Origin of the sequence: Nocardiopsis lambiniae (assembly GCF_031845465.1) — a bacterium.
Lineage (GTDB): Bacteria > Actinomycetota > Actinomycetes > Streptosporangiales > Streptosporangiaceae > Nocardiopsis > Nocardiopsis lambiniae.
Genome location: NZ_JAVREP010000020.1, coordinates 20,073 through 34,697, shown reverse-complemented (window position 1 = coordinate 34,697; position 14,625 = coordinate 20,073). Strand labels below are relative to the sequence as shown.

At 74.2% G+C, this 14,625-nt stretch carries 14 protein-coding genes; 4 read left to right on the top strand and 10 right to left on the bottom strand.

Going from position 1 to position 14,625, the window contains the following annotated elements; genetic code table 11:
• Positions 1 to 213: 213 nt before the first annotated feature.
• The 5 genes from RM479_RS22600 to RM479_RS22580 form a co-directional block, all read right to left on the bottom strand.
• Positions 214 to 2,010 carry an ABC transporter ATP-binding protein gene (locus RM479_RS22600; protein ID WP_311513761.1) on the bottom strand — a complete coding sequence of 599 codons (1,797 nt, stop codon included), beginning with the start codon at positions 2,008 to 2,010 and terminating at the stop codon, positions 214 to 216.
• Between the two features lie 35 nt (positions 2,011 to 2,045).
• On the bottom strand, positions 2,046 to 3,818 hold the full coding sequence (locus tag RM479_RS22595; protein WP_311513760.1) for an ABC transporter ATP-binding protein/permease: 1,773 nt from the start codon (positions 3,816 to 3,818) through the stop codon (positions 2,046 to 2,048).
• A gap of 156 nt (positions 3,819 to 3,974) precedes the next feature.
• Positions 3,975 to 5,003, bottom strand: a complete 1,029-nt coding sequence (locus RM479_RS22590) for an ABC transporter substrate-binding protein (protein WP_311513759.1) — start codon at positions 5,001 to 5,003, stop codon at positions 3,975 to 3,977.
• Entirely contained in the window at positions 5,000 to 5,812 is an 813-nt protein-coding gene (locus RM479_RS22585) for an ABC transporter ATP-binding protein (RefSeq protein WP_311513758.1), read from the bottom strand. Before RM479_RS22585 ends, RM479_RS22590 begins: the two co-directional genes overlap by 4 nt.
• A complete protein-coding gene (locus RM479_RS22580) occupies positions 5,809 to 6,927 on the bottom strand; it encodes a FecCD family ABC transporter permease (RefSeq protein WP_311513757.1) in 1,119 nt (372 codons plus the stop codon). The genes RM479_RS22585 and RM479_RS22580 overlap by 4 nt, the downstream gene beginning before the upstream one ends.
• Positions 6,928 to 7,171: 244 nt before the next feature.
• Between RM479_RS22580 and RM479_RS22575 the strand changes: the two genes are divergently transcribed.
• The 4 genes from RM479_RS22575 to rpsN are packed head-to-tail and all read left to right on the top strand — an operon-like array spanning position 7,172 to position 9,123.
• Positions 7,172 to 8,281 (top strand): CobW family GTP-binding protein, encoded by a 1,110-nt coding sequence (locus RM479_RS22575; protein ID WP_311513756.1) that lies wholly within the window; start codon positions 7,172 to 7,174, stop codon positions 8,279 to 8,281.
• Positions 8,282 to 8,283: 2 nt separating this feature from the next.
• Positions 8,284 to 8,544: a 30S ribosomal protein S18 gene (gene rpsR, locus RM479_RS22570; RefSeq protein WP_274810570.1), complete on the top strand. Its 261-nt coding sequence runs from the start codon at positions 8,284 to 8,286 to the stop codon at positions 8,542 to 8,544.
• Between the two features lie 35 nt (positions 8,545 to 8,579).
• Entirely contained in the window at positions 8,580 to 8,816 is a 237-nt protein-coding gene (gene rpmB / locus RM479_RS22565; RefSeq protein WP_274810571.1) for a 50S ribosomal protein L28, read from the top strand.
• Between the two features lies 1 nt (position 8,817).
• Entirely contained in the window at positions 8,818 to 9,123 is a 306-nt protein-coding gene (gene rpsN / locus RM479_RS22560; RefSeq protein ID WP_274810572.1) for a 30S ribosomal protein S14, read from the top strand.
• Between the two features lie 128 nt (positions 9,124 to 9,251).
• Here rpsN and RM479_RS22555 read toward each other — a convergent pair whose 3' ends face one another.
• From RM479_RS22555 to RM479_RS22535, 5 genes are all read right to left on the bottom strand, one after another.
• Positions 9,252 to 9,563: a threonine dehydratase gene (locus RM479_RS22555; RefSeq protein WP_311513755.1), complete on the bottom strand. Its 312-nt coding sequence runs from the start codon at positions 9,561 to 9,563 to the stop codon at positions 9,252 to 9,254.
• A 299-nt stretch (positions 9,564 to 9,862) separates the two neighbouring features.
• Entirely contained in the window at positions 9,863 to 11,278 is a 1,416-nt protein-coding gene (locus RM479_RS22550) for an ABC transporter ATP-binding protein (protein WP_311513754.1), read from the bottom strand.
• Positions 11,265 to 12,083, bottom strand: coding sequence for an ABC transporter permease (locus RM479_RS22545; protein ID WP_311513753.1), 819 nt, complete (start codon positions 12,081 to 12,083; stop codon positions 11,265 to 11,267). The genes RM479_RS22550 and RM479_RS22545 overlap by 14 nt, the downstream gene beginning before the upstream one ends.
• Complete coding sequence (locus RM479_RS22540) at positions 12,080 to 13,078, bottom strand: ABC transporter permease (protein ID WP_311513752.1); 999 nt, start codon at positions 13,076 to 13,078, stop codon at positions 12,080 to 12,082. Before RM479_RS22540 ends, RM479_RS22545 begins: the two co-directional genes overlap by 4 nt.
• Positions 13,078 to 14,592 (bottom strand): ABC transporter substrate-binding protein, encoded by a 1,515-nt coding sequence (locus RM479_RS22535; RefSeq protein ID WP_311513751.1) that lies wholly within the window; start codon positions 14,590 to 14,592, stop codon positions 13,078 to 13,080. The genes RM479_RS22540 and RM479_RS22535 overlap by 1 nt, the downstream gene beginning before the upstream one ends.
• Between the last annotated feature and the right edge of the window lie 33 nt (positions 14,593 to 14,625).

The following is a 14,625-nucleotide window of genomic DNA, read 5'->3' as shown; positions in this document are numbered from 1 at the left end:
GCCGACGGCTCCGCATTACCTTTCCTTGCCTTCCCGCCGTGTTCTCACACCGCGTCGGCCGGGGAGATGCGCACCGTTGCCACCCGACTCGCCTCGGTGACGCCCCTCCCGCTCCGACACGCCTTGGGGGGAAGGGAACCCCCTCGGAGAGGGGCCGCCGCCGTGCCACGGCCCCACCCGACCGGAACCCCTCCCTCGCCGGGGAGGGTGGGATCAGAGGACGGCGTCGAGCTGGGGGCCGACCAGGCGGCGGTAGGCGGGGCAGTCCCGGAGCAGGTCGGCGTGGGTGCCGTCGCCGACCGGACGCCCCTCGTCGAGGACGATGATCCGCTCTGCGTGCAGCAGGGTGGAGAGCCGGTGCGCGATGGTGATCGTGGTCCTGTCCCGCCGGGTGCCGGTGAGGGCGTCCTGCACGTCGTGCTCACCGACAGCGTCGAGCTGGCTGACCGCCTCGTCCAGGATCAGCACCTGCGCCGGGTTCAGCAGCGTCCGGGCCAGGGCCAGGCGCTGGCGCTCCCCGCCGGACAGGGAACGCCCGTTGTCGGCGAGCACCGTGTCCAGACCCTCCGGGAGGCGTCGGACGACGGCGTCGGCGTGCGCGACCCGCAGCACCCGCCACAGGTCGGCGTCGGTGAGGGGCTCGTCGGTGGCCAGCATCAGGTTGTCGCGCACCGTCTCCTGGAACAGGGAGACGTCCTGGGGCAGCAGCGAGACCACGCGCGGCAGCGCGGATCTCGTGTACTCCCGCAGCGGGCCACCGCTCACGGTGACGTCTCCGCGCCCGGGGTCCACGCACCGGGCCAGCAACTGGGCGAAGGTGGACTTGCCCGATCCCGACCGGCCGGCGATCGCGACGTGCTCCCCGGGACGGATCCGCACGGTGAGGTCGCGGACCGCCGGACGGGTGGACGCCTCGGGGTCGACCTCGCTCCACGCGAACGCGATCCCGCGGGCGTGCGCGGCGCCGTCGCCCTCCGGCGGGGCGGACCGTTCCCCGTGCGCGGCGATCGGCGGCTCGGCCGCCAGCAACGTCTCGATGCGCGCCGCGGCCTCCCCGGTGGTGCCGTAGTGGCGGGTCATCGCCGCCCACTGGAGGATCGGCGTGGTCGCCATGGTCGCCAGCACGATCGCGAACGGAACGGCTTCGGGGGCGAGCGTTCCCCGGTCCAGCTGCCAGCCGGCCACGGCCGCGGTGACGATCGCGGCGGCGAGGGAGACGACGCCGAGCACGGCGGTCTCCGCGCCGGCCCGGCGGGCGTTGCGGAACTGGGCGGTGAGGAGCCGGTCGTCAAGGGTCGCCAGGCGTTCGGCACGACGCCGCACCAGCCCGTAGCCGACGATCTCGCGGACGGCGCCCGCGTTCTCCGCGACCTCCCCGCCCAGGTCCGCCAGGGCGGAGCGGACGCGCTCGCCCTGGGGTAGCGCCCAACGCCGGGCGAACAGGGTGATCGCGACGGAGGCGGCGAGCACCGGGGCCGTGAGCAGGGCGGCGGGCGGGCTCACGATGGCCAGCCCGGCCCACAGGACGGGGGTGGCCAGCCACGCGCTGACCGTGTAGAGGGAGGAGTGCGCGTAGAAGATCTCCAACGCCTCGGCGTCGGACAACCCCGAGGTGAGCAGGTCTCCGGAGCGGCGGCGGGACAGCCCTGCGGGGGCGAGCCGGGCGAGCGCGTCGTACACCCACAGGCGCACCCGGGCCAGCACCCGGAAGCTGAGGTCGTGGGAGAGCCAGCTCTCCAGCCACGACGTGACCGACCTCGCGACGACGGCGACCAGGGTGAACAGCGCCGGCGCCGCCAGTTCGGCCACCCCGCCGCCGGTGAACACCGTGACGACGGCCCACACGCCGCCCAGGGCCGCAGCCGCCTGTGCCAGGAGCGCCAGGGAGTTGCAGGCGACGCCGAGCACGAGCACGCCCCGCCATCCCCTGATGGCCGCCCACATGCCCGGCAGCGTGGCCAGTCCCGCCTCGGGCGGGCCGCTCACGGCCGTTCCGTTCGCCGTGGTCATCGTGTTCCCCTTCTCCCGGTTCCCCGGCTCGGTGATCAACGTGTGTCTCCGATGCCCACGCGCTGTGCGGCGACGAGCTGCGCCCAGCGTCCGCCGGCCGCGGCGAGCCCGGCGGGCGGGCCGAACTCCGCGACGCGTCCGTGCTCCAAGACCAGGACCAGGTCGGCGTGCGCGACGGTGGAGAGCCGGTGCGCGATGACGACCATGGTGCGCGTGCCGCGTTCGGCGCGCAGGACCTCGGTGATGAGCGCCTCGTTCTCGGCGTCCAGGGCGCTGGTGGCCTCGTCCAGGAGCAGCAGGCGCGCGTCGGCGGCCAGGGCTCGGGCCAGGGCGACGCGCTGGCGCTGCCCGCCCGAGAGCAGACGTCCGCCCTCGCCCACCGGGGAGTCGAGCCCGGCGTCCAGGTGCGCGGCCACGTCGTCCACCCGGGCCCGCGCGATCGCGGAGGCGACCCGCTCCCGCCGGGGTCCGGTGCCGCCCTCCCCCTCCGGGCCGGCGGCGAACGCGATGTTCTCCCGGATCGTTCCGGACAGCAGGACCACGTCCTGGGCGACCCGGGCCGTGCGGCGGCGCAGGCCGGTCAGGGGCAGGTCGGTGAGGTCGCGGTCATCGAACAGGATGCGCCCGGAGTCGGGGTCCATGTCCCGCAGGAGCAGTCGGCCCAGGGTGGTCTTGCCGGCGCCGGAGGCGCCGACGACCGCGAGCGTCGCCCCGGCCGGGACGGTGAAGGAGACGTCGCGCAGCGCGGGCTCGGCGGCCCCGGGGAAGGTGAGATCCACGTGTTCGAAGGTCACGGCGGGCGCGGTGTCCGGCACCCCCTCCGGGGCCTCGGGGCCCCGGTCCCGGACCGGGGGCGGGGTGTCCAGCAGCCGGGTGATCGCGCCGATGGCGGCGATGCCGTAGAAGCCCTCGTGCCAGTAGCCGCTCAGCTCCTGCTGGGGGCGGAAGCACTCGGCGGACAGGAACAGGACCAGCAGCACGGACTCCAGGGGCAGGGTGCCGCGGGCGGCCTCGAAGGCGGCGGTGAGCGTCGCGCCGGCGGTTCCCACGGCCATCGCGGCCGACATCACCGCCGACACCCCCAGTGAGGCGCGCATGTTGGCCGTGGTCGCCTCCCGCAGCTCCTCGGCGGAGGCGGCCAGGTGGGCGCGGCGCCGGTCCTGGGCGCCCAGGGCCACCAGGGTCGGCAGTCCCCGGACGGTGTCGCCGATCCGGTCGGCGAACGCCTCGTAGCGGTCCCAGTGGTCCCGGGCCCGGTCGCGCAGGACCAGGCGCCACAGGCGCTGGGCGAAGGGCACCAGGAGCACGCACACGAGCACGAGGACCGCGACGGTCGGCGCGACCAGGGTCAGGACGACCAGCAGACCGGCCGGCACGATCCACGACACCAGCAGTTGGGGGAGGTAGAACCCGATGTAGCCCTGGAGGTGCTCCACCCCGTCCACGGCGGTCGACTGCACCCCGCCGCGCCCGCCCGACCAGGTGTGGCCGGGGCCGAGTTCGTAGATCCTGCCCATCACCCGGGCCCGGACCGCCCGTTTGACCCGGGCGGCGGTGCTCATCGCCAGCTGGTCGCGCAGCCACAGGCACAGGCCCCGGCCCACGGCGCAGGCGGTGGTGGCGGCCAGCGCCGCCGCCACGGCGGACGCTCCCCCCTCCTCCCAGCGCAGCAGCGCTCCGGTCACGTCGGCCAGGCCGAAGGCGACGCCGATGGAGAAGGCGGCCGCGGCCACGGCGGACAGGGTGGTCGCGGCGACCCTGCCGCGCACGGGGAGCAGGAAGGGCCGGATCCCGCTGTTCAGGTACATGGTGCGCCTCTCATGCTCGGCGGGGTCGGGGCGGCTCGTGGGCCGGACGGAACGGGGGTGCGCGGCGCCGGAGCCCGCGGGCCCGGGTGGAGGCCGGTCGGCTCCCGCCCGGGCCCGCGGTGCGCGTCGAAACCCCTCAGAACCGGTCGGGGCCGGTCAGAACAGCTCGGGGTGCAGTTCCGCGGCGATCCGCTCGACGGCGTCGATGTTGCCGAGGGTCCCGGGGAACAGGTCCGAGTTGGGGATCGCGACCAGACGGTCCTCCGCGACGGCCGCCACGTCGGGGAAGGTCTCGGCCAGGTGCGCGCGGGTGGCGGCCTCGTGGTCGTCGTCGTTGACGGCGAACACGATGACGTCGGGGTCGCGCGAGGTGACCTCCTCCGGCGTGATGACGGCGGCGAAGAAGTCGGCGAACGCGGGTTCGTCGCGGTCGAAGACGTTGGCGCCGCCGGCGCGGTCGATGATGTCGTACTCCACACCGCCGCCGATCGCCGAGACGGTCGTGCCCTCGACGTAGAGCTGGGCGACGCTCGGCCGTTCGGCGCCCCCGATCGTGTCGGTGACCGCCTTCAGGCGTTCACGCCCCTGGTCGGCGAGTTCCTCGGCGGGCTCGGGGACGGAGAAGATCAGACCGAGGTTCTCGATGTCGGTGAACAGGTCGTCGACCGTGCCGACGGCCCGCCGGTCGAAGCAGCCGCCGGTGGCGGTGTAGGCGTTCGCGCCGGCCTCGGAGAGCTGCTCGATGCTCGCGAAGCCCTGTTCGGCGGTGAACTCGTACCCGGTGGGCGAGTAAACGAAGTCGGGGGCGACGTTCAGCAGGTCCTCGCGGGTGGGCGGGGTGTCCTCGCTGAGCACGGGCACGTCGGCGATCAGCGCGGTGACGTCGTCGTCGAGCTCGTAGTGGGCGACCTGGGCCTGGCCGACGAGTCGGTCGGCCAGTCCCAGTTCGACGAGGAGTTCGGTCTGGGAGGGGCTGAGGCCGACGACGCTCGTCGGAGCGGCCTCGAACGTCAGGTCCGTCCCGCAGTTCTCGACGGTGAGGGGGTAGCCCTCGGCGGTCTCCGCCTCCGGGGACGCCTCGGGGGCCACCGAGGTTCCGCAGGCGCTCAGCATGAGGGCGGCGACGCCGGTGAGGGCGAACGCGGTGAGGGATCGACCGCCTCGGGTCGCGGACGGGTGGTTCATCGTGTGCCTTCCATGAGGGTGCGGGGGGCGGGATCGGTGGCGGCGGGACGGGCCACACCGTGCAGGAGCAGGTGCGGGCGGTCCCGGCCCTGGACGATGTCGGCGTCGACGCGGAAACGGTCGCGCAGGACGTCCACGGTGAGGACCTCTGCGGGGGCGCCGGTCCGCTCCAGTCGGCCGTCGACGAGCAGCGCGACCCGGTCGCAGTGGGCCAGCGCGAGGTCGAGGTCGTGCAGGGCGATCAGGGTGGTCAGGCCGAGTTCGCCGATGAGGTCCATGAGTTCGAGCCGGTGGGCGATGTCCAGGTGGTTGGTGGGTTCGTCCAGCACGAGCACCCGGGCCCGCTGGGTGATGGCCCGGGCCAGCAGGACCCGCCGGCGCTCTCCGCCGGACAGTTCCGCGACCTGGCGCCGGGAGAGGTCGAGCACGCCCACCCGGTCCATCGCGTCCCGGGCGATGCGCAGGTCCTCGGCGGTGTCGGGCGAGAATCCGCGGTGGTGCGGGGTCCGGCCCAGCAGGACGGAGTCCAGGGCGGTGATCCCGAAGTCCTCGTGGGAGTCCTGGGCGACCACGGCGACGCGGCGGGCGACCTCGCGCGGTCGCAGAGCGCGTACGTCGTCGCCGTCGAGCAGGACCCGGCCGGCGATGGGGGGCAGCGCCCGGTGCACGGTGCGCAGCAGCGTCGACTTGCCGCTGCCGTTGGTGCCCAGGACCCCCAGGACCGATCCGGAGGGCACCTCGACGGAGACCTCGTGCACGATCGTCCGGCCCCCGCGCGCGACGGAGACCCCCTCCAGCGCGACCCTCATCGGTCCATCCCCACGGTCGAGGCGCGGTCGCGGCGCAGGAGCCACAGGAAGAAGGGGGCGCCGATCACGGCGGTGAGGATGCCGATGGGGATCTCCACGGGGGCGGCGACGGTGCGGGCCATCAGGTCGGCGGCCGTCAGGAAGACGGCTCCGCCGAGCACGCTCACCGGGAGCATGATCCGGTGGTCGGTGCCCACCAGGATGCGGGCGATGTGCGGGATGATCAGGCCGACGAAGCCGATGCTGCCGCTCACCGAGACGACGGCGCCCACCAGCAGGGCGGAGACCAGCAGCAGGACGGTGCGCAGCCGGTCCACGGAGACGCCCAGGGAGGCGGCGGCCTCGTCGCCGACGAGCAGGGCGTTGATCCCGCGGACGTTCGCGCCGACGACGACCAGCGCGACCAGCAGCGCCAGGGCCGGCGCGAGCAGGGAGTCCATGGTCGCGGCCGACACCGAGCCGAGCAGGAAGAACATGACGCTGAAGACGTTCTGCGCCTCGGTGGTCAGGGTGAGGTAGCTGGTGATCGCGCTGAAGAGGGCGCCCAGGGCCACCCCGGCGAGGATGAGTCGCTGCGGGGCGATCCGGCCGTTCCTGCGGGCGAGGAGGTAGACGGCGGCGGTGGCCGTCGCGGCCCCGGCGAAGGCGGCCGTGGACAGCGACAGGCCGCCCACCGCCCCGCCGACGACGACGAGGACCGCGCCGACGCCCGCACCGGAGGAGACGCCGAGGACGTACGGCTCGGCCAACGGGTTGTGCACGACGGCCTGCATGAGCGCGCCGGCCAGGGCCAGCGAGGCGCCGGCCAAGGCGGCGAGCAGGGCTCTGGGGAGCCGGAAGCCCCACACCGCCTGGTCCTGGAGCACGGTGTAGGTCCCGTCGCTCATCCAGGGCATGCCGGGGACGAGGTGTCCCAGGAGGAGCCTGGCGGCGTCCATCGGGCTCAGGTCGACCGCTCCGGTGGCGGTCGAGGCGAGGACGACGGCCACGAGTGCGAGCGCCAGGGCGAGGACGGCGAAGGCGGCGGTGAACCCTCGCCGGTCCCGGTCCGCTCGCCGCCGGGAGGCCAGGGCGGGAGCCGAGGGCCCGGCGCGTCGCGGGCTGCGCGTGCTCATGGTCGGTGGGGGTTCCTCTCTTCGGGGATCCGCGGGGCGGGGGCGGGGAGACAGCACGGGGCCACCCCGGCCGGTGGGGGCACCACCCCTGGGGGGATAATGAAAACGGTTTTCGTTGCACGAGTATAGACCGACGCGAACCCGCACGAACCGCGAGCCCGACCGTGCACACTCCGTCGCGTTGCGCGTACAATCTAGAAACGATTATCGTTTTCACTCTTGGTAGAACATGAGAGGGGGACCCATGCGTGTGACCCTGGTCGTGGGCATGCACCGGTCGGCCCGTCGGCACACGGTCGACGCCCTGCTGGCCGAATCCGACGGTTCCGTGGTCGTGCACCACGACATGTCCGAGATCGGAGAGGGAACGGTCCGCCGCCTCACCCGTGACGGCACCGGTGCCGTCGACGAACACGAGGGCGACCTCGTCCACGCGTGCGCCTCCTGCACGGTGCGCGAGGACCTGATCCCGTTCCTCCTGCGCACCGCCGGTGAGGGGGCCCACGACCTGTGCGTGGTCGAGGCCTGGGACGGTGTCGAGCCGCGGCTGATCGCCGAGAGCATCGCGGACGAGGAGGCCCTGCACCTGACCGCGGTCATCGCGGCGGTCAGGTCCGAGGACCTCCTCGACGACCTGTACTGCCACGACCTCCTGGAGGACCGCGGCCTGGACATCGCCCAGGACGACGAACGCTCGGTGACCGAGGTGCTCTCCCGCCAGGTCGAGTACGCCTCGGCGATCACCGTGCACGGCGCGGACGCGGAGCACGGCACGGACGGGATCCGGGCCCTGCTGGAACAGCTCAACCCCGCCGCCGCGGTCATCGGGGCCGGGTCGGTCCTGGCCGGGTTCACCCGCGGGACCTTCGACACGGAGGCCGCCCACGCCCGGTCCAACCCGGCCTGGGCCTGGTACGGAGACCGTGCGGACGGCCGGGTGCGAACCGTCACCTGGACCAGGACCCGGCCCCTGCACCCCGAGAGGTTCGCGGAGGCGCTGGAGGGCGTCGTCTCCCTCGGATCGCGCGGCCGGGGCAGGTTCTGGTTGGCCGGCCGTCCCGACGACCTCCTCGTCTGGGAGTCCTACGGGGACCTGCTGATGGTGGAGCACGGAGGCCCCTGGCTGGCCGCCCTCCCCGAGGCGGCCCTCGAACTCGTCCCGGAGGCGCGGCGCGTCCGCGCCCGTCTGGACTGGAACCCGGAGATCGGCGACCGCCGCCAGCACCTCGCCTTCACCGGCGTCGACATGGAGGTCGACGAACTGATCGGCCTGCTGGACTCCTGTCTGGTGACCGACGAGGAATCCGGCCAGGAGTTCCTGACCGACCCCTTCGCAGAATTCTCAGAAAGGTGACCATGCCCGCCAACGAACGCCGATCCGCCGCCAAGCGCAAACCGGCCCGTAAGTTCGCCAACCCGCTCGGCGAGATGGACTACATCGACTACAAGGACATCGCCCTGCTGCGCAAGTTCATCTCCGAGAAGGGGAAGATCCGCAGCCGCCGGGTGACCCGCGTCACCGCCCGTCAGCAGCGCCTGATCGCCTCGGCGATCAAGAACGCCCGCGAGATGGCCCTGCTCCCCTACCCCTCCAACACCCCGTCCGCCCGGGTCTGAGGGACCCACCGAATCCACGAGAGAGAGGAACCACCGTGTCACGCGTCTGCCAGGTGACGGGGAAGGCACCCGCCTTCGGAAACGCCATCTCCCACTCCCACCGGCGCACCAAGCGCAGGTTCGACCCCAACATCCAGAGCAAGCGGTACTGGCTGCCCAGCGAGCAGCGGTTCGTCAAGCTCAAGGTGAGCACCAAGGGGATGAAGGTCATCGACGCGCGGGGGATCGAGCGCGTGGTCGCCGACATCCGCGCCCGCGGGGAGAAGGTCTGACATGGCGAAGAAGAGCAAGATCGCCCGCAACGAGCAGCGCAAGGCCGTGGTCGCCCACTACGCCGAGCGCCGGGCCGAGCTGAAGCGCCTCATCAAGAGCCCGCACACCGACGAGGAGGCGCGCACCGCGGCCGTGGCCGAACTGCGCCGCCAGCCCCGCGACGCCAGTGCCACCCGCGTGCGCAACCGGGACTCCGTCGACGGACGCCCCCGCGGGCACCTGCGCAAGTTCGGGCTCTCCCGCATCCGCTTCCGCGAGATGGCCCACCGCGGGGAACTCCCGGGCATCACCAAGTCCAGCTGGTGACGGGGGCGGGGACGGAGCGGGTGTTCCGTCCCCGCGACACCCGTCGACCGGACGGCCCCGTCACGTTCCCGAGGGGACGTGACGGGGCCGTCCGTCCGGTCGGGCGCCGTCGGTCAGGCGCACCCCGGTCAGGAACCGGAGGAGTGCTCGTCCCAGTGGTCCTCGTGCTCGCGGTGCAGGTGCCCGTCGTGCACGTAGTCCACGTGGTCCTCGTGCGGCACCGCCACGTGCCCGCAACCCTCACCGTGACGGTGGTCGTGCCCCTCGTGGACGGTGTGCTCCTCCCCTGCGGCGCACTCGTCCCAGTGGTCCTCGTGTCCGTGGTGCAGGTGCCCGTCGTGCACGTAGTCCACGTGCCCCTGGTGGGGCACCGCCACGTGCCCGCAGGTGGCCCCGTGCCGATGCGCGTGATCCTCGTGCACGAGATGTGCCGTCGTCATCTCTCCCCCTGAAGACGATCCCTCGATCCCGGCCCCGTCATCGCGAAGGGCACGGATCGCGTACCCTCCCAGTCGACCAGAGATCGTCTCCGGAGGGAACCTCCCGGCGGTGGGTCAGCGAATCCTTGACCCGCGCGCGTCACGTTCTCGCACGTCACGCTCTCGGCCCCCACCGACCACCCGCCCTCCGTGTGAGGGCCTCGCAACGACGCCGTACCCGAGAAGGGGGCCGCCCCTCCCCCGCGTCGTGGGAGGAGGGACGGCCCCCACCGTGTCCCGGCGGCCGGAGGGGACCCACCTCAGCGGGCACCGGAGACGGCCGGGGCGGGGAGCAGCGTCCGACGCTCGGGGTCCACCGTCAGGACCCGGTCCGCCCGGGCGGCGACCGCCCGGTCGTGGGTCACCAGCAGCACCGCCAGCCCCCGTTCGGCCCGCAGCGCGTCCAACAGGTCCAGGACGGTACGGGCGCTGCGGGCGTCCAGGGCCGAGGTCACCTCGTCGGCGAGCAGCACGTCCGGATCGGCGGCCAGTGCCCGGGCGATCGCCACCCGCTGGCGCTGCCCGCCCGACAACCCGCCGGGCGGACGGTCGATGACGTCGGCGGGCAGGCCGACCTCCGCGATCAGGGCGACGGCCCGGTCGCGGGCCTCCTCCCTCGACGCCCCCGACAGGAGACGGGCGGGGCGGGCCAGCACCGCGCCCACCCGATGGGAGGGATGGAGGGCGCCCATCGGGTCCTGGCCCACGAACTGCACGGCGCGCAGCAGGTCCCGGCCGCGGTCCGCGACCGCGGCCGGTGCCTCCGCGCCCGCCACCGTCACGGTCCCCGCGCGGGGCGGGTGCAGGCCCGCGACGGCGCGCAGCAGCGTGGACTTCCCACTGCCCGAGGGCCCCACCACGGCGACGAACTCTCCGGGGGAGACCGCGAGGTCGACCCCTCCGAGGAGCGCCGGACCACCACCGGGGGCGTCGACGGCCAGCGAGCGCAACTCCAGCACCGCCGCGCCCTCCCCGCCCGGAGCCGCGTCCGCCGGGAGCGGGGGGCCCGGGGGGACCTCACCGAACACGACCACCGTGTCGGCCACCCGCTCGGCGAACGCCCGGTCGTGGGTGATCACGATCGTGGCCCGACCCGCCGCTCCCCTGCGGTCGGCGAGGACCTCGATCACCCTCTCCAGGGTCGCCGGGTCGAGCCCGCTGGTGGGCTCGTCCAGGACCAGGAGCGCCGGGTCACCGACGATCGCCCGGGCCAGGGCCACCCGCTGGGCCTGCCCTCCGGAGAGCTCGTGCGGGCGCCGGTGGGCCACCTCGGCCGCGTCCAGTCCCAGACGGCCCAGGATCCGGTGGGCGGCCTCCACGCGCCGCCGTCGCGGCCCCCCGGGCAGGCCCTCCAGCACCAGCCCTCTCACGGTGCGCAACGGGTGCAGGTCCGAGGCGGGATCCTGGCCGAGCAGACCGGCGCACTCACGCCGCCAGCGGCGCGCGGCCCGGCCCGGCGGCACGAGGGAGCCCTCCCACCGCACCCGGCCACCGACCCGGCGCAGACCGGGAGGCAGCGCGTCGAGCGCGCCCAGGACCGCGCTGGTCTTCCCACCGCCCGAGGCGCCCATGACCGCCACCACGCCCCCCGCGGGCGCGTCCAGGTCGACCGGGCCCACGATCGTCCGGCCGGACCGGTCCACGACGTGCAGCCCTGTGACCTCATAGCCCGACATGGACGTTCCTCCTTCTCCACCGGGGGGCGACGGGATACCGGTCGGCGGCGAGCTGGACCGAGAGCGCCAGCAGCACCGTGGTCAGGCCGAGCGCCGCGGCCGGGGCGACCACGGACCAGGGGTTCATCGCGACGCCGACCATGTTCTCGCGCAGCATCAGGGCCCAGTCCGGCTCGGGCGGGGAGGGCCCGAACCCGAGCACGTTGAGGGCAGAGGCGATCTGGAGCGCCACCACCAGGCGCAGCCCCAGGTCCGCCGTGACGACCCCCCTCATCGCGGGCAGGACCTCGCGGACCAGGACGGCCGCGCCGCTCTCGCCCCGGCAGCGGGCGGCCTCCACGTACCCGGCTCCGCTGATCGAGCGGACCGCGTCGCGCACCACCCGCAGGGTGAGCGGCGCCCCTCCGCACACCGTGGCCACCACGACGGCCGTGTGCCCGGGCAGGGCGACGGCCACGACGAGCGCCAGGAGGAGGGAGGGGACGGCCAGGAGGAGATCGGTGAGCGCGGTCGCCGCCCGGTCGAGCGCTCCGCCCGCCCAGCCGGCGGCCAGGCCTGCGGCCACGCCGACGAAGGAGGCGGTCAGGGCCGCGAGGACGGACACGGAGATCAGTCCGGCGCCCCCGGCCAGCACCCGGGACCAGACGTCACGGCCCAGCGCGTCGGTCCCCAGCGGGTGTTCGGGGCCGGCGCCCCGCCAGGGTGCGCCCAGGGGCGCGGTCGGGTCGTGGGGGGCGACCCATCCGCCCAGGGCCGCCGTGGCCAGGACCACGGCGAGGAGGACGAACATGAGGATCCGGCTCACCACGTCCGCCTCCGGGGGTCGGTGCCGCCCGCCACCGCGTCGGCGAGCGCCAGACCCGCCAGGACCACGGCCGCCGCGAGCAGTGCGACCGTCTGGACCACGGGGACGTCGCGCGAGGCGATGGAGGAGACCAGCAGGGAGCCCAGGCCCGGGTACCCGAAGAGGGTCTCGACGACCGTGGCGGCGGCGATGAGACCGCCGGCCGCCACCGCCAGCACCCGGGCGAAGGGGGCCATCAGGAAGGGCAGCACGTCCACCGCGGCGACCGCCCACGGCGGGCGGCCCCGACGGCGCGCGTCCGCCACGTGGGGGCGGCCCACGACGTCGGCGACGGCCCCCGCGAGCAGCCCGCCGCCGAACAGCGCGGTGGGCAGGGCCATGGACAGCACCGGCAGGACCAGCAGTTCGGGACTCTGGACCGGCGGTCGCCCCGGCGGCAGCAGGGACACCGCCGGCACCCACCCCAGGGCCCCGGACAGCAGGGCGGCCAGGCCGGCGGCGACCACCACCGTCGGCACGGCCGCTCCGCCGGTGAGGAGCGCGGTCGGTACCGCGCGTCCGCGCCGGGCCGACCCCGCCCACCCGCCGAGGAGGAGCATGGCGGGCGCGGCCAGGAGCAGCGAGCCCCCGACGAGCGTGGCGGTGGCGGGCAGTCGCTGCGCCACCGCGTCCGCGACCGGGCGGCCGTTGACCAGGGACGTCCCCGGGTCGCCGCCCAGCAGTCCGCCGACCCAGGACAGGTAGAGCCGCCACGGCTCGGCGTCCTGTCCCAGTTCCTCGCGCAGGGCCCGGATCTGTTCCTCGGTGGCCCCCGGGGAGGCCCGCAACTCGGCGGCGTCCCCGGGGAGCAGGGAGGTGGCCGCGAAGACGACCACCGACACCGCGCCCAGGAGCAGGACCCCCCGGGCCAGGGCCCACAGCGGCGCGCGGAGCGGGGGGACCCCGCTCCGGCGCCGGAGGGCGGCGCCCGGGGGCGCCGCCTGAGGGGGCCGCATCAGCCGGCCACCTCGACCTGCTCGATCTGCAAGCGGTGGAACCCGGGTCCGGTGGGCAGACCGGTGACCCCGGCGGCGGTCAGGTCGATACCGTCACCGATGCCCCAGACCACGTAGCCGCCGTCGTCGGCGATGCGCTGCTGGAGGTCGCCGAGGACGGCGTGCCGTTCCGCCTCGTCGGCGGTGGCCAGGGCCGTGTCGAAGTCGGCGTCCCACTCCTCGTCGGACCAGCCGGTCTCGTTGATCGGGCCGTCGGTGACCAGCGCCATCCGGGAGAAGTCCACGAACCCGCTGCCGCCCAGGCTGTTGAGGTAGAACGACTCGACGTTCCAGACCTCGGTCCAGTAGGTGTCGGGCGGCCCGACCTCGACCTGTACCTCGATGCCCGCCTCGGCGAGCTGTTCGGAGACCAGGACGGCGGCCTCCTCCATGCCGGGGTAGGAGTTGGTGGCGTGCAGGGTGAGGGAGACGCCGTCCTCGTGTCCGGCCTCCTCCAGGAGTTCACGGGCCCGGTCGAGGTCGCGGTTGACCGGGTCGGCCTCCGGGGCGAAGGGCTCCGAGGGGCTGACGATGTCCGCTCCCGGCTTTCCATAGCCGAGGAACACGGTCTCCACCAACGCCTCGCGGTCCAGGGCGAGCTTGACCGCCTCGCGCACCTCGGGGTCGTCGAAGGGGGCGACCGTCAGGTCCATCACCAGCGGGTGGTTGACGCCGCCGGGCCGGGTGACGACCTCCACCGCGTCGTCCTCGTCGTACTGTCGTGCGGTGGCGGGCGCGACGCTCCCGGCCACGTCCGCCTGCCCCGAGGCGACCGCGGAGGCGCGTGCGGACGGATCGGGCATGGCGGTGATCTCCAGCCGCTCCACGCCGGTTCCGGGCCCCCACCACTCCTCGTTGCGGGTCAGGGTGGCGGTGGTGTCGTCGGCGCCCTCCAGGACGAAGGGGCCGGAGCCGACGACCGGTTCGACGATGTCGTCGCCGCCCTCGGGGACGACGAAGGTGAGGGAGGACAGGGCGACGCCGACCTCGGCGTAGGGCCGCCGGGTCACCAGTTCGAGTTCGTGTTCGCCCGAGGCCTCGGAGGACTCCAGGTCGAACACGGACAGGCGGCCGTTGTTCTCGGCGCCCTTGCCCTGGATGCGCCGCAGGGAGAACAGGACGTCGTCGGCGGTGACGGGTTCGCCGTCGGAGAAGACGGCGTCCTCGCGCAGCGACACGTGCCAGTGGGTGAGGTCCTCGCCCTCGGACTCCCAGGACTCGGCGAGCCTGGGCTGCGCGACGCCGTTCTCGTCGAGGACGGTGAGGACGTCGTAGAGCATGGCGAAGCGCAGGTAGTCCGACTCGTTGCCGACCCGCCCGTGCGGATCGTTCGTGGTGGCCGCGGGCGCGCCGACCGCCGCGTAGCGCAGGGTCGACGTCCGCTCGGAGTCGCCGGGTCCGTCCCCGTCCGCGGCGCAGCCGGAGGCCGCCAGGACCATCACGGACAGGCCCGTGAAGAGGGCTCGTCGTCTCATCGGTGGATTCTCGTTTCTGTTCGGGGCCGTGAC

What these genes read in the sequence shown, in the direction of transcription:
- RM479_RS22600 (WP_311513761.1), bottom strand. Translation starts at nt 2,010, where the DNA reads ATGACCACGGCGAACGGAACGGCCGTGAGCGGCCCGCCCGAGGCGGGA.
- RM479_RS22595 (WP_311513760.1), bottom strand. Translation starts at nt 3,818, where the DNA reads ATGTACCTGAACAGCGGGATCCGGCCCTTCCTGCTCCCCGTGCGCGGC.
- RM479_RS22590 (WP_311513759.1), bottom strand. Translation starts at nt 5,003, where the DNA reads ATGAACCACCCGTCCGCGACCCGAGGCGGTCGATCCCTCACCGCGTTC.
- RM479_RS22585 (WP_311513758.1), bottom strand. Translation starts at nt 5,812, where the DNA reads ATGAGGGTCGCGCTGGAGGGGGTCTCCGTCGCGCGCGGGGGCCGGACG.
- RM479_RS22580 (WP_311513757.1), bottom strand. Translation starts at nt 6,927, where the DNA reads ATGAGCACGCGCAGCCCGCGACGCGCCGGGCCCTCGGCTCCCGCCCTG.
- RM479_RS22575 (WP_311513756.1), top strand. Translation starts at nt 7,172, where the DNA reads ATGCGTGTGACCCTGGTCGTGGGCATGCACCGGTCGGCCCGTCGGCAC.
- rpsR (WP_274810570.1), top strand. Translation starts at nt 8,284, where the DNA reads ATGCCCGCCAACGAACGCCGATCCGCCGCCAAGCGCAAACCGGCCCGT.
- rpsN (WP_274810572.1), top strand. Translation starts at nt 8,818, where the DNA reads ATGGCGAAGAAGAGCAAGATCGCCCGCAACGAGCAGCGCAAGGCCGTG.
- RM479_RS22555 (WP_311513755.1), bottom strand. Translation starts at nt 9,563, where the DNA reads ATGACGACGGCACATCTCGTGCACGAGGATCACGCGCATCGGCACGGG.
- RM479_RS22550 (WP_311513754.1), bottom strand. Translation starts at nt 11,278, where the DNA reads ATGTCGGGCTATGAGGTCACAGGGCTGCACGTCGTGGACCGGTCCGGC.
- RM479_RS22540 (WP_311513752.1), bottom strand. Translation starts at nt 13,078, where the DNA reads ATGCGGCCCCCTCAGGCGGCGCCCCCGGGCGCCGCCCTCCGGCGCCGG.
- RM479_RS22535 (WP_311513751.1), bottom strand. Translation starts at nt 14,592, where the DNA reads ATGAGACGACGAGCCCTCTTCACGGGCCTGTCCGTGATGGTCCTGGCG.